17 protein-coding genes are annotated in these 17,901 nt (G+C 74.8%); 16 read left to right on the top strand and 1 reads right to left on the bottom strand.

Features of this window, described 5'->3' with window-relative positions; translation table 11 throughout:
- Positions 1–256 precede the first annotated feature (256 nt).
- From AB0D45_RS27315 to AB0D45_RS27260, 12 genes are all read left to right on the top strand, one after another.
- Positions 257–781, top strand: a complete 525-nt coding sequence (locus tag AB0D45_RS27315; protein ID WP_361611818.1) for a hypothetical protein — start codon at positions 257–259, stop codon at positions 779–781.
- Between the two features lie 416 nt (positions 782–1,197).
- The gene (locus AB0D45_RS27310; protein ID WP_362463773.1) at positions 1,198–3,345 is read left to right on the top strand and encodes a hypothetical protein; all 2,148 of its coding nucleotides are present in this window, start codon (positions 1,198–1,200) and stop codon (positions 3,343–3,345) included.
- 92 nt (positions 3,346–3,437) lie between these two features.
- Positions 3,438–5,075: a GT4 family glycosyltransferase PelF gene (gene pelF / locus AB0D45_RS27305; protein ID WP_362463770.1), complete on the top strand. Its 1,638-nt coding sequence runs from the start codon at positions 3,438–3,440 to the stop codon at positions 5,073–5,075.
- Positions 5,072–6,487, top strand: coding sequence for a hypothetical protein (locus tag AB0D45_RS27300; RefSeq protein WP_362463767.1), 1,416 nt, complete (start codon positions 5,072–5,074; stop codon positions 6,485–6,487). The genes pelF and AB0D45_RS27300 overlap by 4 nt, the downstream gene beginning before the upstream one ends.
- 93 nt (positions 6,488–6,580) lie before the next feature.
- Positions 6,581–7,582, top strand: coding sequence for a GDP-mannose 4,6-dehydratase (locus tag AB0D45_RS27295; protein WP_362463764.1), 1,002 nt, complete (start codon positions 6,581–6,583; stop codon positions 7,580–7,582).
- A 52-nt stretch (positions 7,583–7,634) separates the two neighbouring features.
- Positions 7,635–8,348 (top strand): nucleotidyltransferase family protein, encoded by a 714-nt coding sequence (locus AB0D45_RS27290; RefSeq protein WP_361610136.1) that lies wholly within the window; start codon positions 7,635–7,637, stop codon positions 8,346–8,348.
- Between the two features lie 7 nt (positions 8,349–8,355).
- Complete coding sequence (locus AB0D45_RS27285; RefSeq protein WP_361610137.1) at positions 8,356–9,291, top strand: NAD(P)-dependent oxidoreductase; 936 nt, start codon at positions 8,356–8,358, stop codon at positions 9,289–9,291.
- Entirely contained in the window at positions 9,288–9,950 is a 663-nt protein-coding gene (locus tag AB0D45_RS27280; RefSeq protein WP_362463761.1) for a spherulation-specific family 4 protein, read from the top strand. The genes AB0D45_RS27285 and AB0D45_RS27280 overlap by 4 nt, the downstream gene beginning before the upstream one ends.
- Before the next feature lie 108 nt (positions 9,951–10,058).
- Positions 10,059–11,318, top strand: a complete 1,260-nt coding sequence (locus tag AB0D45_RS27275) for a cytochrome P450 (RefSeq protein ID WP_362463758.1) — start codon at positions 10,059–10,061, stop codon at positions 11,316–11,318.
- Positions 11,319–11,548: 230 nt separating this feature from the next.
- On the top strand, positions 11,549–11,998 hold the full coding sequence (locus AB0D45_RS27270; protein WP_362463755.1) for a hypothetical protein: 450 nt from the start codon (positions 11,549–11,551) through the stop codon (positions 11,996–11,998).
- Positions 11,999–12,079: 81 nt separating this feature from the next.
- On the top strand, positions 12,080–12,811 hold the full coding sequence (locus AB0D45_RS27265) for a DUF6766 family protein (protein WP_362463752.1): 732 nt from the start codon (positions 12,080–12,082) through the stop codon (positions 12,809–12,811).
- Positions 12,812–12,839: 28 nt separating this feature from the next.
- Positions 12,840–13,844: a DUF4872 domain-containing protein gene (locus AB0D45_RS27260; RefSeq protein ID WP_362463749.1), complete on the top strand. Its 1,005-nt coding sequence runs from the start codon at positions 12,840–12,842 to the stop codon at positions 13,842–13,844.
- Positions 13,845–13,868: 24 nt separating this feature from the next.
- Here AB0D45_RS27260 and AB0D45_RS27255 read toward each other — a convergent pair whose 3' ends face one another.
- Positions 13,869–14,843: an LLM class flavin-dependent oxidoreductase gene (locus tag AB0D45_RS27255; protein ID WP_362463746.1), complete on the bottom strand. Its 975-nt coding sequence runs from the start codon at positions 14,841–14,843 to the stop codon at positions 13,869–13,871.
- Between the two features lie 136 nt (positions 14,844–14,979).
- Between AB0D45_RS27255 and AB0D45_RS27250 the strand changes: the two genes are divergently transcribed.
- The 4 genes from AB0D45_RS27250 to AB0D45_RS27235 all read left to right on the top strand — a co-directional run bounded on the left by AB0D45_RS27250 (position 14,980) and on the right by AB0D45_RS27235 (position 17,747).
- Positions 14,980–15,369 carry a GntR family transcriptional regulator gene (locus AB0D45_RS27250; protein ID WP_361611375.1) on the top strand — a complete coding sequence of 130 codons (390 nt, stop codon included), beginning with the start codon at positions 14,980–14,982 and terminating at the stop codon, positions 15,367–15,369.
- Positions 15,366–16,253 (top strand): ABC transporter ATP-binding protein, encoded by an 888-nt coding sequence (locus AB0D45_RS27245; protein ID WP_362463743.1) that lies wholly within the window; start codon positions 15,366–15,368, stop codon positions 16,251–16,253. Before AB0D45_RS27250 ends, AB0D45_RS27245 begins: the two co-directional genes overlap by 4 nt.
- The gene (locus tag AB0D45_RS27240; protein ID WP_362463740.1) at positions 16,250–17,167 is read left to right on the top strand and encodes an ABC transporter permease; all 918 of its coding nucleotides are present in this window, start codon (positions 16,250–16,252) and stop codon (positions 17,165–17,167) included. Before AB0D45_RS27245 ends, AB0D45_RS27240 begins: the two co-directional genes overlap by 4 nt.
- 88 nt (positions 17,168–17,255) lie before the next feature.
- Positions 17,256–17,747, top strand: a complete 492-nt coding sequence (locus AB0D45_RS27235) for a hypothetical protein (protein WP_362463737.1) — start codon at positions 17,256–17,258, stop codon at positions 17,745–17,747.
- Positions 17,748–17,901 lie beyond the last annotated feature (154 nt).

Below are 17,901 nucleotides of genomic sequence, written 5' to 3'. Positions count from 1 at the left end.
CCGGGGCCCCCGCAGGGTGCGCCCGACGCGTTCACCCGTCAGGTGCGAGCCAAAGAGGCGGATCGGCCCCCGCAGCGCGGCCCGCCGCGGGTTTCCGTTCCGGTACGGCGCGTAGGCTGCCCGTATACGGTGTGTGATCTTCCTTCACGGGATCCCCGCGGGACCTTCGCAGGAGGAGCACTTCCGGCCGATCCCCGTCCGGCTCTTCCCCCACGGGGCAGACGCCGTACGGATGTTCTGCCTAGCCTCCCGGGCCATGAGATCACCTCTGACGGGCCGCCTGGGCCTCGCCGCCGTCCTCGCCTTCGTCCTCGCCGTCTTCGGCCTCGCCCCCGCCGCGAGCGCCGACCCCGCGCCGGCCGCGCTGACGTTCAGCACCAGCAGTGCCACGACCACGCCGGGCGGCACGGTGCAGCTGTCGATGACGCTCACCAACAACAAGAGCTACGACGTCTGGTTCGTCTACCAGACGATCGACCCCACCTGGCTGACCACCCAGCGCCCCGACCTGAAGTACGCCTTCACCGGCTGCTCCGTGGCCACCGCCTCCGGCAGCACCGCCTGCTCCGGCACCGGCCCGGCCAACCTCGGCGGCAACTACGGCGCCACCATCCCGCCCGGCCAGAGCCGCACCGTCACGCTGACCCTGCAGATCGCCGCGGACTCCGGCTGCAACGGCAACATCGGCTTCTACAGCTACTACTACGCGGAGTTCAGCGACAGCAGCAACGCCACCGGCGGCCCCGTCTTCACACCGGAGACGCGCGTCCTGTGCGCCTGAGGCACCGCCCGGCCACCGTCCCGTCCGGCGATGGCCTGAAATAAGCGTCGACCGGTCACCGGGGGCAGCCGCCACCGGAGCCCGGAGCCCGGAGCGCGGACCGCCGAGGTCCGCCGAATCATCCCACCCGGGGCCCGGACCAGCGCGCAACTCCCTGCGCGCCGCCGGGCCCCGCGTGCGTCCGGGCGCACGGCGCACACCGCCGCCGGGCCGTCCCCCGCGTGCGCCCCCCTTGTGCGCCCGCTCTTTTGCGCCGGTTTTTGCGACACCCTCACAAACGCTACACACAGACATCACCATGTGACGCGACGGATGCGTCGACGACTGGCTTCTGAGGGGGCGCCGGCGTCGCGCGAGGGGGTGCGTCCGCTCGTGACGAGCCGTGCTCACCCCTGCCTGGGAGGGGACTTCACCGCATGAAGCGGAACATTCGCACGGCCGTGGTCACGGCGGGGGCGCTCATCGCCGCACTCGGTCTGCCGACGGGGGCGGCGCAGGCCGACACCCCCGCACAGCGCACCGACTTACGGGTGCTCGTCGTGACCGACGGCGGGCCCACCACCGCGGCCATCGCGGCCGAGCTGGACTCGGCGGGCACCCCGTACACCGAGGTCGACCTCACCCGGGCGGGCCGGCCCCAGATCGACACCGCCTTCCTCGCCGACACCGTCGACGGCCGGCCGCGCGCCAGGTACCAGGCCGTCGTCCTGCCCAACGACAACCCCTTCCCGGCCGGCTCCGCCGAGATGGCGGCCCTGACCGCCTACGAGCGGACGTACGGCATCCCGCAGGTCGACGCGTACACCTACTCGCGCCCGCAGGTCGGCCTCCAGTACTTCGCCTCCGGCGGCTACGCGGGCAGCCTCGACGGCGTGCGCGCCGGCGTCACCCCGGCCGGTCTCGGCGGCCCCTTCGGCTACCTCGACGGCGCCGTGCCCTTCGAGGACAACGCGCCCGCCATCGGGGAGAGCTACGCCTACCTCGCCCAGCCCGCCCCCGGCGCCGACTTCACCACCTACGTCGACGCCCCCATACCCGGCACGCCCAGACGGGGCTCCCTCGTCGGCGAGTACCGCCACGACGGGCGGCGCGAACTCGTCGTCACCTTCGTCTACAACCGCTACCAGCAGCAGTTCCGCCTGCTGGCCCGCGGCATCGTCGAGTGGATGACCGGCGGGGTCCACCTGGGCGCGGCCCGCAACTACTTCGCCGTCCACGTCGACGACGTGTTCGCCGCCGACGACCGCTGGGACAGCGTGCTCAACTGCACGCCGGGAGACGTGGACTGCGCGAACGGCGCCGGCACCCCGAACCCGATCCGCATGACGGGCCAGGACGCCGCCTACGCCGCCGACTGGCAGAGCGCCCGCGGCCTCACCCTCGACATGGTCTACAACGGCGCCGGCAGCCTCGACCAGCGCGAGGACAACAACGGCGCCGACGGGCTCGCCGACGTCCTCCTCGCCCAGCGCGACCGCTTCCGCTGGGTCAACCACACCTACACGCACGCCTACCTCGGCTGCGAGCAGGACGTCAGCGCCGTGCCCTGGAAGTGCGCCACCACGCCCGCCGGCGCCACCAAGTGGGTGAGCCGCACCGCCATCGGCGACGAGATCGCACTCAACCGCGTCTGGGGCCACAGCGCCGGACTGCCCCTCCACGACGACGAACTGGTCACCGGTGAGCACTCGGGGACGAAACTGCTCCCACAGCAGCCGCAGGACAACCCCAACCTGGGTCCGGCCCTCGCCGACAACGGCGTCAAGTGGCTCGCCTCGGACAACTCCCGCGACCCCGAGCAGCGGCTCGTCGGCCCGGCCGCCACCGTCGCCCGCTACCCGATCAACGTCTTCTACAACGCGGGCCGGGCCGTCGAGCAGACCGACGAGTACAACTGGATCTACACGCGCCGCTCCCAGGGCGGCAGCGGCATCTGCGAGGACCACGCCGACACCACCACCTGCCTGCCCGCGCCGCTGGACACGGCCACCGGGTACGCCGCCCACATCGTGCCGCAGGAGGTCCGCACCACCCTCGGCCACGTGCTGTCCAACGACCCGAAGCCGCACTTCATCCACCAGTCCAACCTCGCCGAGGAGCGCATCGCCTACCCCGTCCTGAACGGGGTCCTCGACGGGTACGGCGCCCTCTTCGCGGACAACACGCCCGTCGAGAACCCGCGGATGAAGGACATCGGCGTCGAACTCCAGCGCCGCGCGGCCTGGAAGGACGCCGTCCGGGCCGGGCGCGTCACCGCGTACCGCATCGGTGACACCGCCACCGTCGAGGCCCCGAACGGCCTCGCCACCCCGGCGACCCTGCCGGCCGGCACCCGCCAGGGCGCCGCCGCCTTCGGCACCCCGTACGCGGGACGGGTCTCCGGCTGGACGGCCGCGGCCGGTACGCCGATCGCCCTCACCCTCCCGACATCCGCGGCCGCCGCCACCGCGGGCACCGGCGACCGGAGCGGCGTGGCCGCCACCGCCCCGGGGACCCTCCCCGCCCCGCGCACCCACGTCCCCGACGGCGTGCGCGAGCGCAGCTCCACCGCCCCCCGGGGCTGACCGGCGTACGCGCGTCCCGGCCGCACCTGCGCGGCCGGGACCCGCCGCGCCGACCCTTCCGCCACCCCACACTCCGGCCGTGGAGCCCACCCATGCACGTTCACCACGGCGCGCGGCCCTCCGTCGCGGCGCGTGTCACCCTGCTCACCGAAGGCACCTACCCGCACAGCCACGGCGGCGTCAGCGTCTGGTGCGACCAACTCGTCCAGGGCATGCCCGACATCGGCTTCGACGTCATCGCGGTCACCGGCACCGGCCGCGAGTCCCTCGCCTGGGACCTGCCCGCGCACGTCCTCGGGGTCCGCTCCGTTCCCATGTGGGGAGCGCCGCCCGAAGGCCGCCGCCCGCGCGGGCGCGCCGAGCGGCGCCTGGCCGCCGCGTACGAGCGCTTCGTCACGGCCCTGCTCGACCCGCTCGCCGAAGCCGGCTTCGCCCCGGCGCTGTACACCATGGCGCGCGCCGCGGCGGACGGGCACCTGAGCCCCTTCCTGCGGGCCGACCGCGCGGTCTCCATCCTCGCCTCCGCGTGGAACCGGCCGGGACTGGCCGTCCGCGAGTCCCGCCCCACCCTGCGCGACGCGCTCACCGCCACCACCCTGCTGGAGCACGCCCTGCGCCCGCTCGCCGCCCCGCCGCCGGAACACGGCGTCGCACACGCCGTCAGCGGCGGCGTCGCCGTCCTGCCGGGGCTCGCCGCACTGGACCGGCACGACGTCCCGCTGCTGCTCACCGAACACGGCGTCTACCTGCGCGAACGCTACCTCGGCTACCGGACCGCGCCCTACCGCTGGCCCGTCAAGGCCGTCGTGCTGGGCTTCTTCCGGCTGCTGGCCGAGGAGAGCTACCGCAGGGCCGCCCTGATCACCCCCGGCAACCGCTACAACCGGCTCTGGGAGGAGGAGGGCGGCGCCCACCCCGATTCCATACGCACCGTGTACAACGGCGTCGACCCCGCCGCGTTCCCCGCCGCCGGACCCGAGCCGGACGTCCCCACCCTCAGCTGGGCGGGCCGGGTCGACCCGATCAAGGACCTGGAGACCCTGATCCGCGCCTTCGACCTGGTCCGGCGCGAGGTCCCCGAAGCCCGGCTACGCCTGTTCGGCGGCACCCCGCGCGGCGGGGAGGCCTACCGGGAACGCTGCGAGAGCCTCGCCCGCGAACTCGGACACGCGGAAGCCGTCGTCTTCGAAGGCCGGGTCGACGACATCAAGGACGCCTACGCGGCGGGCAACGTCGTCATGCTCTCCAGCATCAGCGAAGGCTTCCCCTTCACCCTCATCGAAGCCATGTCGTGCGGCCGCGCGACCGTCTCCACCGACGTGGGCGGCGTACGGGAAGCCGTCGGTGACACGGGACTGGTGGTCCCCCCGCGCGACCCGGAGGCCATGGCCGCCGCAGCCCTGGAACTGCTCGCCGACACCCCCCGCCGCGCGCGGATGGGCCAGGCGGCCCGGCTGCGGGTCGTCGACCAGTTCACGCTGCGCCAGACCATCGACACCTTCCGGTCCGTCTACCTGGAACTGCCCTTGCTCGCCAAGGCCCCCGCGCTCCCGCCCCGCCTCCTCGCGGCGGCGCACGAGGCCCCCGCGGACACCCCGGTCGCGCGGGTACCCGCCCCGGCCGGCGCCCGCCCGCCCCGCCCCGTGCCCTCCTGGGCCAAGGCCGACGGCCCCTCGCCCGAGGACACCGCCACCGCGGCGGTATCCGGAACGGGGAGCCTCGCCGGATGAGCGGGCCCCTGGACCTCGAACCGCGCCGCGGACAGGACGACACCCTGGCGCTGCGGCTGGCCGTGCCCAAGCGGCCGGCCCCGCCGCGGGAACCCGCCGGCCCCGTCACCCTCGGGCTGACGCCGCCCGGAGCCGACGGCTACGACGAGGCCGTGAGCGAGCTGGCCGCCGAACTCGCCGACCGGGTCGGACCGGCCGTACACCCCTACGAAGTGGCCGCGCTGCTGGAGGCGGACGGCCTGTCCGCCGACACGATCCGCCGGCGCTACGGCCACCCCGACATCTTCTCCCTCGCCGCCGCGCTGTACGAACGGGTGCCCCGCACCTTCCCCGAGCCGCCCCCGGCGGCCGACCCCTGGCGCCCCGACCACCTGCGCTGCCTGCTGCGCGGGGTGCTGTTCGCCCTGCCGGCCCTCGCCTACCTGCTCACCGCACCCCTGTGGCGGCCCGGACAGCACGCCGCCGCGCTCGTCACCGCGGGCGTCCTCTCCTGGGCGTGGGGCCAGGCCCTGGGCCACCGCGCCTACCTGAGGATGGCGGCCGGCCGCCGCGAGGCCGCCCGCACCCTGCTGCGCGGGGCCCCGCTCGGCGCGGCGCTCGCCACGGCCGCCGCCGCGATCCCCGCCCAGGGCTCCCCGGTGATCTGGGCGGCGGCCGCGCAGTCCCTGTACCTGGCCGCCGCCGGCGTCCTGCTCGTCCTGGGACGGGAGCCGCTGCTGCTGGCCGCCCTCGCCCCGCTCGCCGCGGGCGCGGCCGCACTGCCCTGGTGGGAACCGGGGCCCGCGCTGCGCACCGGAGCGGTCGTCACCGCGCTGGCCGCCACCGCCGCCGCCGCCGGCCGGGCCCTGCGCACCGAATACGCCGGCCAGGGCGCGGCGGGCGAGGGCGCCGGACCCCCGCTGCTGCGCTCCCTGCCCTACGGCCTGTTCGGGCTGGCCGCCGCCCTGCTCGTGCTGCTGGCCGGCCGCCGGGAGCCGTACGCCGTGATCGTGCTCACCGTCAGCATGGGGCCGGCCGAATGGCTGCTCTACCGCTACCGGGGCCTGTCGGCCGCCGCGCTCGGCGCGTCCGCGACCCCCGCCGCCTTCCGGCTCCGCTCGGCCGGGGTCCTCGCCCTGTGCCTGCTCGGCTACGCCCTCCCGCTGCTGCCCGCCGCCCTGTTCACCGGAGCGGGCCCCGCCACCCTGCCCCTGCTCGCGGCCACCCTGTGGACCGCCCTGCTGCTCCAGGCCTTCGGAGTCGCCTGGCCCCCCGCCCTGATCTGCCTCGCGGCCGCGGTCACCGCCGGCGCGCTCACCCTGTCCGGCCCGCTCCCGGGGCCGCCGGCCCTCCCGCTCTGCTGCGCGGGCGCGGCCCTGTGCCTCACCGGGTGCGCGCTGCGGCTCCTCGGCCGGCCGGCCGCCCATGCCTGACGACCCGGCCGGCGCCCGACGGCGCCCGGCCGGCCCCAGCCGCACCACCGCATCCGTACCCGTACCGTCCCGTCCACCGAAAGGAGAGGTCGGTTGACCTCCGCACCGCTCGCAGCCGTCACCGGCGCCGAAGGATTCATCGGCTCCCACCTCACCGAAGCCCTGGTCGCCCGCGGCCACCGGGTCAGGGCCATGGTCCAGTACAACTCCTTCTCCTCCTACGGCTGGCTGGAGACCCTGGCCCCCGACGTCCTCGACCAGGTGGAGATCGTCCTCGGCGACGTGCGCGACCCCGGCTCCGTCCGCGGCCTGCTCGAAGGCGCCGACTCCGCCTACCACCTTGCCGCCCTCATCGCGATCCCGTACTCCTACCAGGCCCCGCACAGCTACGTGGACACCAACGTCACCGGCACCCTCAACGTGCTCGAAGCGGTCCGCGCCCTCGGCACGCCCCGCCTGGTGCACACCTCCACCAGCGAGACGTACGGCACCGCCCGGACCGTCCCCATCACCGAGGACCACCCCGTCAACACCCAGTCCCCGTACGCCGCCTCCAAGGCCGGGGGCGACCGGCTCGCCGACAGCTACCACGCCAGCTTCGGCACCCCGGTGGTGACCCTCAGGCCCTTCAACACCTTCGGACCGCGCCAGTCGATGCGCGCCGTGATCCCCACCGTCATCGGCCAGGTGGCGGCCGGGGAGCGCGTCATCACCCTCGGCGACCTGCGCCCCACCCGCGACTTCAGCTACGTCGAGGACACCGCCCAGGCCTTCCTCGCGGTCGGCACCGCGCCCGCCGAACGGGTGGTGGGCCGCACCTTCAACTCCGGTACCGGCACCGAGATCTCCGTCGGCGACCTGGTCGCGCTGATCGGCAAGGTGATGGAGGTCCCCCTCGACGTGCGCGAGGACGCCGAGCGGCTGCGGCCGGCCGCCTCCGAGGTGATGCGGCTCGTCGCGGACGCGAGCAGGCTCACCGCCGCCACCGGCTGGGAACCGCGGCACACCCTGGAACAGGGCCTGGCCCACACCGTCGCCTTCTTCCGCGACCCGGCCAACCTCGCCCGCTACAAGACCGGCATCTACAACGTCTGACCCGCCCCTCCCACCCCAGGTCCCACCGGCTCATCACCCCATGGAGGAACCCGTGTACGCAGTGATCCTGGCGGGCGGCAAGGGCGTCCGGCTGCGCCCCTACACCACTGCCCTCCCCAAGCCCCTCGTCCCCATCGGCGACCAGCACGCCATCCTCGAGATCGTGCTGCGCCAGCTGTCGACCGCCGGCTTCACCCGCTGCACCATCGCCATCGGCCACCTCGGCGAGATCATCCGCGCCTACGTGGGCGACGGCTCCCAGTGGGGGATGAGCGTCGACTACGCCACCGAGGAGAGCCCCCTCGGCACCATGGGCCCGCTGCTGAACCTCCGGGACCGACTCCCGGAGAACTTCCTGGTGATGAACGGCGACGTCCTGACCGACCTCGACTACGCCGACGTGCTGCGCCGCCACGAGGCCTCCGGCGCGCCGCTGACCATCGCCACGTACGCGCGCGAGGTGCGCATCGACTTCGGCGTGCTGACCACCGACGCCAGCCGCGTGGTCGGCTTCACCGAGAAGCCGAGCATGGACTACCGCGTGTCCATGGGCGTGTACGGTCTGAGCCGCGACACCCTCGACGGCTACACCCCCGGGCTGCCGCTCGGCTTCGACGAGCTCGTCCTCGACCTGCTCGGGGCCCAGAACCCGCCGCACGCCTACGAGTTCGACGGCTACTGGCTCGACATAGGACGCCCCGACGACTACGACCGGGCCAACGCCGAGTTCACCAGCCGCAAGTCCCTGCTGCTCAAGGGAGCCTGAGCACCTCATGCGCATCCTCGTCCTGGGAGCCACCGGCTACCTCGGAGCCCACGTCGCACGCCGGCTCCGCGCCCTGGCGGACGTACGGGTCCTCCACGGCGGGCGCTCGCCCGGCGCCGAGTACGGCATCGACCTCGCCGCCGACCGCACCGGGCGGCTGGCCGAGACCCTCGCGGCGGCGGCCCCCGACGCCGTGGTCAACTGCGCGGGCGCGACCGCGGGCGACCCGGTCGCGCTCGCCGAGGCCAACGCCCGCGGCCCCGCCGTCCTGTGCGCGGCCCTCGGCGAGGCCGCCCCGGCGGCCCGCCTGGTGCACCTGGGCTCGGCCGCCGAGTACGGCCCGGGCGCCTTCGGCGTCCGGGTGGGGGAGTCCGCCCCCGCGTCCCCGGTCACCCCGTACGGCGTCACGAAGCTGGCCGGGACGGTCGCCGTGGCCGCATCCGGCCTGGACGCGGTGGTGCTGCGCGTGGGCAACCCGGTCGGGCCCGGCGCGCCGGCCACCGGTCTGCCCGGCAGGATCACCGCCCTGCTGGGCGCGGCCGGCCAGGACCCGCGGGCGGTGCTGCGCCTCGGAGACCTGTCCGCGTACCGCGACTTCGTCGACGTACGGGACGTGGCCCGCGCGGCCGCACTCGCGGCGACCGTGCCCGGGCCGCTGCCACCGGTGCTCAACATCGGCGCGGGCGAGGCCGTACCGGTGCGCGAGCTGGTGCACGGCCTGGCCCACCGGGCGGGCTTCCGGGGGCGGATCGAGGAGGACCCGGGCGGCACGGCCGGCTCCGCCCGCTCGGCCGAGGTCTCGTGGCAGTGCTCCGACATCACCGCCGCGGCCCGGGCGCTGGGGTGGCGCCCGCAGCGGCGGCTGGACGAGATGCTCGCCTCGCTGTGGGACGCGGGCCGCGGTGGCCGCGCGGCCGCCCGCGACGGCAGCCGCGTGCCATGAGCCTGCTCGTGCCGCTGTACGTCCATCCGGCGGAGGACCCGGGTGCCTGGGCCCTGCTGATCGGAGCGGCGTCCCGGACCTACGCGGTGGTGCTCAACCCCGCGAGCGGTCCGGGCCCGCGCCCCGATCCCGCGTTCACGGCGGCGGCCGCCGCCCTGCGCGCGGCCGGCGCCCGGCTGCTCGGCTACGTCGACACCGCCTACGGGGCCCGGGACGCGGCGGAGGCCCACTACGAGATGCTCCGGTACCAGGAGTGGTACGGGGCCGACGGCTGCTTCCTCGACCGGGTGAGCGCCGGCGTGGAGGGGCTGCGCGGCTGCCGCCGCCTGGTCCGCTCGCTGCGCCGGCTCGGCGCGGGGACCGTCGTCCTGAACCCGGGCGTCCACCCCGCGCCCGGGTACCTGCGCCTCGCCGACCTGGTCGTCACCTTCGAGGGCGACTGGTCCACGTACGTCACGCGGTTCAGCCGGCCCGGGTGGACGGCCCGTCATCCGCCCGAGCGCTTCTGCCACCTGGTCCACGCCGTCCCGGAGGCGCTCGTCCCCCTCGCCGTGCGCACCGCCCACGACCGGGGCGCGGCCGTCTGCGGCCCCGTCACCGGCGAACTCCCCAACCCCTGGAGCCGCCCGACCCCGGCTCTCACCGCCCCGCCACCCTGACGCCGGCCCCGCGAGCCCCGACGGCGGTGCGCGGCTGCTTCCCCGGCGGTCGTACGCGCGGCCGTGGCGCTGCCGCCGCGGGACCGCTCCGCCCGGCATCATGGCCGGGTGACGACGGAAACCGGCGACGCCCCCCGGGACGGGACGAGCGAGCCACCGGTACTGCTGCCCTACGCGGATCCGGCGTTCGTCGCGGACCCCTTCCCGCTGTACCGGCGGCTGCGCGAGGAGGGCCCCGTCCGGCGCGCCGTCATCGCGGGCGGGCTGGAGGCCTGGCTCGTCACCCGCTACGAGGACGGGCTCGCGGCGCTGTCCGACCCCCGCCTCAGCAGCGACGTGCGCGACGCCACGGACACCCGCCTCCTGCGGCAGCTGCCCGGCGCGGAGCGCGAGGCGATGCTGGGCAACATGCTCCGCAGCGACCCGCCCGACCACACCCGCCTGCGACGCCTGGTCTCCAAGGCGTTCACCGCCCACCGGGTGGCCGCGATGCGGCCCCGCATCCAGGCCCTCACCGACGGGCTGCTGGACGCCGTCCTCCCGGCCGGGCGCGCCGACCTCGTCGCGGACTTCGCGCTGCCGCTGCCGGTCGCGGTGATCAGCGAACTGCTGGGGGTGCCGGTGGACGACCGCCACGACTTCCAGCACTGGACGGACCGCCTGATCACCCGGGGCGAGGAGCCGCCGGACCCCGCCGTGGTGAACGAGGCGTGGCAGCACATGCGCGCCTACGTGACCGCGCTCATCCAGGACAAGCGCTCCCACCCCGGTGATGACCTGCTCAGCGGCCTCGTCACCGCCCGGGACGAGGAGCAGCGGCTGACCGAGGACGAGCTGATCGCCATGGTCTTCCTGCTGCTGGCCGCCGGCTACATCACCACGGTCAACCTGATCGGCGGCGGCCTCGTGATGCTGCTGGCCCACCCCGGCCAGCTCGACCGGCTGCGCCGCGACCCGGAGCTCCTGCCGGGCGCCGTCGAGGAGTTCCTCCGCTACGACGGCCCGGTCAGCCCCGGCATCGCCCGGTTCGCCCGCGAGGACGTCGAGATCGCGGGGGTGGCCGTCCCGCGCGGCTCGACCGTGCTCATCGCCTCGGCCATCGCCGACCGCGACCCGGCGCGGTTCCCCGACCCCGACCGCCTGGACATCACCCGGCAGGACAACGCCCACCTGGCGTTCGGGCACGGCATCCACTACTGCCTGGGCGCACCGCTGGCCCGGCTGGAGGGGCAGATCGCCATCGGTACGGCCCTGCGCAGGCTCCCCGGGCTCGCCCTCGCCGTCCCGCCGGACGAGATCCCGTGGCGCCCCGGCGGCCTGCGCGGCCCCCAGCGCCTCCCGGTGACCTTCACCCCAGGCGGCCCTTGAGGCCCCGGGCGCACGGCCGTGCGGTGAGCGGCCGTGCGGTGCGCGGCCGTTCGGCGGCGGCCGGCGCCCGCCGCGCCCGTGGCCGACCGGGTGAACCGTCGCTTCCGGCCGTACCGCACACGGGTGCTTTTCCCCCTCCGGCGGGGGATGGACGGCCCGCGCCGGGGAACCCTCCCCGGACGGCGGCGCACCCCGGGGTGCGCCCGCGGCCCGGCAGCAGGAGGAGCAGCTTGGACACCACCCCACCTCCGCGTACCCGCCCCGCGCCCCGTACCGCCCGCACCCTGGCGGCCGTACTCGGCTGGTCCGCCGGGGCCGCGCTGCTGGCCGGGTGCGGGGCTCCGGCGCCCCGGCAGGATGCGGCCCGCAACGCGGCGGCCGCCTTCGAGCGGGCCCTGACCGCATCCGACTACGCCGGGGCGTGCGAACTGCTGGCGCCCGCCACCCGCGAGCAGCTGGAGCAGGAGGAGAAGCGTTCCTGCGCCGAGGCCCTGTCCGGTGAGGACCTGCCGCGCGGAGGCCCCGTACGGGGCACCGAGGTGTACGGCAGGCAGGCGATGCTGCGGCTGACGGACGACACGCTGTTCCTGTCGCAGTTCCACGGCGGCTGGAAGGTGGTGGCCGCGGGATGTACGCCGCGCCCGGACCGGCCGTACCAGTGCACGCTGAAGGGAGAATGAGATGAAAGGTCTCTTCGCCGGCTGTCTCACGCTCATCCTGGGCGGCCTCGGCTACTTCCTCGCCATCGGGGTGATGCACCGGTGAGCGCGGCCGCCGACGACACCGACGGCAAGGACGAGGGCGGCGGGCGCGGCGGCCGGCGGAGTTTCTGGCGCGACAACAGCCTCACGCTCGCCTTCGGAGCCGCGTTCCTGCTCGTACTGGCCGGTCAGGCGATCGCCGGGCACGCCGAGTTCAACGAGGCGCTCGCCGTCGACGGACTGGAGAGCGTCGGCTTCGGGCCCTACCTGATGTCCTCCGACTTCGCGGTCGACGTCACCGAGAACTGGCAGTCGGAGTTCCTGCAGTTCTTCCTCTACATCTTCGGAACCGTGTACCTCCTCCAGCGCGGCTCCCCGGAGTCGAAGGAACTGCACAAGGCCGGGCCCGAGAGCGAGCGCGACCAGCGCATGGGCGGACACGCCCGCGCCGACTCGCCGCGCTGGGCGGGCACCGGGGACTGGCGCCAGCACCTGTACGCGCGCTCGCTCGGCACGGTGATGGCCGTGCTGTTCCTGCTGTCCTGGTTCACCCAGTCCGTCACCGGCGTCGCGGCGTACGACGCCGAGCAGCTGCGGCAGCTCCAGGACCCGGTCGGCTGGGGCGCCTACCTGGCCTCGGCCGACTTCTGGAACCGGTCGCTGCAGAACTGGCAGTCGGAGCTGCTGGCCGTCGCGTCGATGGCGATCCTGTCCGTGTACCTGCGCCAGCGCGGCTCCCCGGAGTCCAAGCCGGTCGGCGCCCCGCACACCGCCACGGGCGTCGAGGGCTGAGGCCGTCCCGTACGGTTAGGCTCGGCCCATGACTGTGCTCGTATACGAAGACTTCGGGACCGGACGCCACCGGGAAGCCTCGCTGATCAGGCACGCCCTGGGCAGCGTCCACGACGAGGAGCTGGTGGCCGGCCTGGCCGGTGGGATCGGCTTCATGTACTTCGTCTTCGAGTACGAGGGGCGGCTGCCGATCCTCTCGATCGTGGCCCAGGCCCATCCCGAGCCCTGGGTGCAGGTCGCGCTGGGCCGCCTGCGCGTCCCGTACGAGGCCACCCGCGCGATGAACCCGCGCTGGGGCCGGGTACGCGCCGCCCTGGACCAGGGGCAGCCGGCGTTCTGCGTGGTCGAACGCTCCTCGCTGCCCTGGCACGCGGCCGACCCGGACGCCGCGATGACCGGCACCGACCCCTACACCGTCGTCATCGCCGGCTACGACGGCGACGACCTGCTGGTCGAGGACGGCGCCGAGACGCCCTACCGGATCGACCGCGAGGAGTTCGGCGCGGCCTGGACCGCGCACCGCAAGGGCCGCCACCAGCTGATCGTGCCCACCGGGCCGCCCGAGGGCGAACCGGACGTGGCGGGGGCGATCGCCTCCACCGTCACGCACCTCACCGGGCCCGTGCTGGGGAACGAGTTCGACGTGAACTTCGGCTTCAGCGGCATGGAGAAGCTCGCCGCCCAGCTGCGCGACGGCACCACCCCGGCCGGCTGGGAGCACCGGTTCGGCAGCTCGCCGGAGGCCCTGCGCGCCGGCACCGGACGGCTGTACGCCTGCCTGGAGGAGGAGTGGACGGCCCCGGGCGCGACCCGGCCGCTGTACGCCGATTTCCTCGACCTCGCCGGGCGTCCGGAGGCCGCCGGACTGTTCCGCGAGTCCGCCGGCCAGTGGTCGGAACTGGCCCTGCTCGCCCGGGACGCCGACCCGCAGGCCGGCGCGCAGGAACGCCGGGCGCTCTTCGACGCCTGCGCGGAACGCGTCGACCGCTGCGTGGACCTGGAGCGCCGGGCGGTGCGGGCGCTGGAGAAGTAGCGCCCGAGCGGCCCCGCCCCCCTCTCAGGTCCCGCAGTACTTCTTGACGAGCTCGTACGAGTGGACGCGGTCGCGGAGGTCGTAGACGGGGGTGGTCAGCATCAGCTCGTCCGCCCCGGTCTCGGCGGCCAGTCGTGCGAGCCGCCGCACGACGGTCTCCGGGGTGCCGACGGCCTGCTGCGCGCGGAAGCCGGCCAGCGCCTGCTGCTCCTGCTCCGTGAAGGGGTGGGCGGCCGCCTGCGCCGGCGTGGGGAAGGGCATGTCGCTCACGCCCTTCAGGAGCCCGGCCTTGACGACGTTCATCGGGCCGCCGCGCCACTGGGCTTCCTCCTCCGTCTCCGCGCACACCGTCTCCACGCACAGCAGCACCCGGGGCCGCTCGCACCAGCGGGAGGGGGTGAACGCCGCCCGGTAGCGTTCCAGGGCCGCGCGGGTGTTCTCCGGCCGGATGTGGTGCGCGAGGGCGACCGGCAGCCCGAGCTCCGCGGCCAGAGCGGCCCCCTCGCTGCTGGAGGCCAGCAGCCACGGCTCCGGCAGCGGGCCGAGGGCCACCTCGTCCACCAGGTACGCCAGGACCGCGGCCACGTCGTCGCGGTACTCCGCGTCCGTCGTCGGCCCGGCCCCGCGGCGCAGCGCCCGTGCGATGGCTTCGTCGAAGGTGCCGGGGCCGCGGCCGATGCCCAGGTCGATGCGGTCCTCGTGCAGCGCGGCCAGCGTTCCCCACTGTTCCGCCAGGGTGAGGGGTGCGTGGTTGGGGGCCAGCACGCCGCCCGAGCCGAGGCGGATGCCGGAGGTGGAGGCCGCGGCGTGGGCGGTCAGCACCACGGGCGGGAAGGCCCCGATCGCGGGGGAGTGGTGGTGCTCGGCGTACCAGATCCGGTGGTAGCCCAGGCGTTCCAGCTCCTGCGCGAAGGCCGCGGTGTCCCGCAGGGTGTCCACCGCCCGGGTGCCGGTCTGGACCATCGCCACTTCGAGCGCCGAGAGAGGTATGTCGATCATGTCGTCAGCATAGGGAGCGGGCACCGGGGGGACGCCCGCCGTGATTCCTTTCCGGCCAGGGGGCGGGCAGTTGACAGGAGGTGCCCCTCTGCCCGACCCTTTCACTACTTGCCTAGTGAAAGGGTGGTGATGGGGCGTGCTGGAATACCGCATCGACCGGCGCAGCGGCATCGCCACGTACCTGCAGATCGTCCAGCAGACCAAACAGGCCCTGCGCCTGGGCCTGTTGGAGCCCGGCGACAAACTGCCGGCCGCGCGCGAGGTCGTGGAGGCCACCGCCATCAACCCCAACACCGTCCTCAAGGCCTACCGCGAACTGGAACGCGAAGGACTCGTCGAGGCGAAGCGGGGGATGGGCACCTTCATCCGGAAGTCCCTGGGCGGTGCCCCGGCCGGCTCTCCGCTGCACGACGAACTCGCCGACTGGGCACGGCGGGCCGGAGCCGCCGGGATGGAACGGGACGACGTGGCCGCCCTCTTCGCATCCGTACTCGACCAGCACTTCAAGGGGGACGACACCGCATGACGGACATCGTGATCGAGGCGGAAGGCCTCGGCCTGCGCTACGGACGCCGGGGGGAGTGGGCGCTGCGCGCGTGCTCGTTCCGGCTGCCCGAAGGCCGGATCTGCGCACTCGTCGGCCCGAACGGGGCGGGCAAGTCGAGCCTGCTGACGCTCGCGGCCCGGCTCGCCCTCCCCACCGAGGGCACCCTGCGCACGGCGCCGCGCGAGGAACTGGCCTACGTGGGGCAGGACAAGCCCCTCTACCCGCAGCTCACCGTCGGCGAGACCCTGCGCCTGGGCGCGGAACTCAACCCGGGCCGGTGGGACGCGAAGACGGCCGAACGCATCGTGGAAGGCGGGAGCCTGGGCCATGACCGCCGGATCCGGACGCTCTCCGGCGGCCAGCGCACCCGCGTCGCCCTGGCCCTCGCCCTCGGCAAGCGCCCCCGCCTGCTGCTCCTGGACGAGCCGATGGCCGACCTCGACCCGCTCGCCCGGCACCAGCTCATGGGCGTGCTGATGGCCGACGCCGCCGAGAACGGCACCTCCGTGCTGATGTCCTCGCACATCCTCACCGAGCTGGAGGGGGCCTGCGACCACCTCCTCCTCGCCGACGGCGGCCGGATCCGCCTCTCCGGCCCCATCGACGAGATCGGCGCGGCACACCGGCTGCTCACCGGCCCCGTCGGCGCCGCCGCCGAACTCGCCCGCCACACCGTCGTGGAGAGCCGTACGACGGGCCGCCAGCTCACCGCGCTCGTGCGGCCGGGCGGGCCCGTCGACGGCCGCACCTGGCAGGTGGCCCACCCGTCCCTGGAGGAACTCCTGCTCGCGCACCTGCGCTCCCCCGACGCCCCGTCGTTCGCCGCCGCCGACTCCCTCGCCGCCGCGGGGGTGCGGGCATGAGCACGCTGACGCTGAAGGGCCCCTACTGGGCCACCGTCCGCCAGCACCGGCGCGCGGCGTGGGCGGTGCCCGCCCTGATCGCCGCCGGACTGGCCCTGGTCGTCGCCCTGCGGATGTGGGCCGGCCCCCGCGGCATCCCGTACCCGAACCGCGGGTACAACGTACTGCGGCTCTTCATGGAGTTCGGCGGCACCTACCTGCTGCTCCTGCCGGTGCTCGTGGGCGCCTTCGTGGCCGGTCCCATGACGGCCCGCGAACTGGAGAGCGGCACCTGGCGGCTCGCCCTCACCCAGTCGACCACCCCCAGGGCCTGGCTCGGTGCGAAGGTCCTGGTCGCCGCCGTGGTGGCGGCCCTCGGATCGGCCGCGCTGGTCGCGGTGTACCGCCTCGGCTGGGACCGGGTGGCCGGCACCTACCAGCTCGCCTGGTCCGACCGGGGAACGTACGAGGCCACCGGCCCGGTGCTCGTCGCGTACTGCCTGCTCGGGGTGGCCCTCGGAGCGCTCGTCGGGCAGCTGGTCCGGCGCACCCTCGCGGCCATGGCGGTCACCGGCCTCCTCACCGGCCTGGTGCTGCTGGGCCTCGGCTCCCTGCGCTGGTCGGTCCTGTCCACGCAGACCGCCACCATGCCCCTGTCCGGGAACCCGGCCCGACTGGTACCGCACGACGCCCTCCTGACGGACGTGGGCTTCCTCACCGCCACGGGCGGGCGGCTGCCCGCGCACACCTGCATCGAGCGGAAGCACGACGCGGCCGCATGCTTCGCCGACCTGCACGTCACCGCCCGCTACGCCGAGTTCCACCCGGCGTCGCACTACTGGCCGACGCAACTCATGGAAACCTCCCTCGTCCTCGCCCTCTCCGCCGCCGCCCTCTACGCGGCGTTCCGCCTCCTGCGCGCCCGGCGCGGCTGAGACCCGCCGTGTGGGCCGGGCACCGGGCCCGGCCCACACGGATGAAAACGGCGTGCGCACCGCCGGGGGAGATGCCACAGTCACCGGCGTGACCTTGATGAACCTGCTGGTGGACTTCGCCTCGACCGGCCGGATCGGCCCGCTCCACTGCGGGATGCCCCTGTCCGGGGCCGAGGCGCTCCTCGGCCCCGGACGCCCGCACCCCGTCATCCGGATGAAGGGCCCCGACTTCGACGGCTACCCGCACTCCTGGGACGGGCTGGACCTCGTCGTCACGCAGCGGAAGGTCAGCGGGATCTGGATACGGCTGCGCCCGGGTGCGCCGGTCAGGCTGCCGCCCCTCGTCCTCGCGAACGCCGGGGAGTACGAGGCGACCGTCCTGCGCGAGGACCTGATCGCCGCCCTCGACGCCGCGCGGTGCCGGCACGAGGCCAACCCGGTCCTGGCCTTCGGCGAACAGTCGAGCATCCTCACCCGCCCCGCCGACGTCTGCGCGGTGTTCGCCCTCCCGGGCAGCGACGAACCCGCACCCCACCGCGACCGCTTCCACCTGTCCGTGCTCCACAAGCACACGGTGTGACAGGGGGGGGCGCACGGGCCGGGCCGGGACGCGGACGCGCGGCCGGCCCTCGACGCGGCGACGCTGCACGCGTACGACAGACGGCCGCGAGCCGGCACCTGCACCGCTCCGCCGACGGCCGCACCCTGCGCCGGCTCAGGTGACGGCCGCCGCC

Source organism: Streptomyces sp. NPDC048352 (genome assembly GCF_040651895.1).
Lineage (GTDB): Bacteria > Actinomycetota > Actinomycetes > Streptomycetales > Streptomycetaceae > Streptomyces.
This window is presented reverse-complemented; position numbering and strand designations above follow the sequence as displayed.

Bases quoted from the DNA above. Each gene is read 5' to 3' on its own strand.
- AB0D45_RS27240 (WP_362463740.1), top strand. From the start codon at position 16,250: ATGAGCACGCTGACGCTGAAGGGCCCCTACTGGGCCACCGTCCGCCAG.
- pelF (WP_362463770.1), top strand. From the start codon at position 3,438: ATGCACGTTCACCACGGCGCGCGGCCCTCCGTCGCGGCGCGTGTCACC.
- AB0D45_RS27310 (WP_362463773.1), top strand. From the start codon at position 1,198: ATGAAGCGGAACATTCGCACGGCCGTGGTCACGGCGGGGGCGCTCATC.
- AB0D45_RS27260 (WP_362463749.1), top strand. From the start codon at position 12,840: ATGACTGTGCTCGTATACGAAGACTTCGGGACCGGACGCCACCGGGAA.
- AB0D45_RS27315 (WP_361611818.1), top strand. From the start codon at position 257: ATGAGATCACCTCTGACGGGCCGCCTGGGCCTCGCCGCCGTCCTCGCC.
- AB0D45_RS27285 (WP_361610137.1), top strand. From the start codon at position 8,356: ATGCGCATCCTCGTCCTGGGAGCCACCGGCTACCTCGGAGCCCACGTC.
- AB0D45_RS27245 (WP_362463743.1), top strand. From the start codon at position 15,366: ATGACGGACATCGTGATCGAGGCGGAAGGCCTCGGCCTGCGCTACGGA.
- AB0D45_RS27300 (WP_362463767.1), top strand. From the start codon at position 5,072: ATGAGCGGGCCCCTGGACCTCGAACCGCGCCGCGGACAGGACGACACC.
- AB0D45_RS27255 (WP_362463746.1), bottom strand. From the start codon at position 14,843: ATGATCGACATACCTCTCTCGGCGCTCGAAGTGGCGATGGTCCAGACC.
- AB0D45_RS27280 (WP_362463761.1), top strand. From the start codon at position 9,288: ATGAGCCTGCTCGTGCCGCTGTACGTCCATCCGGCGGAGGACCCGGGT.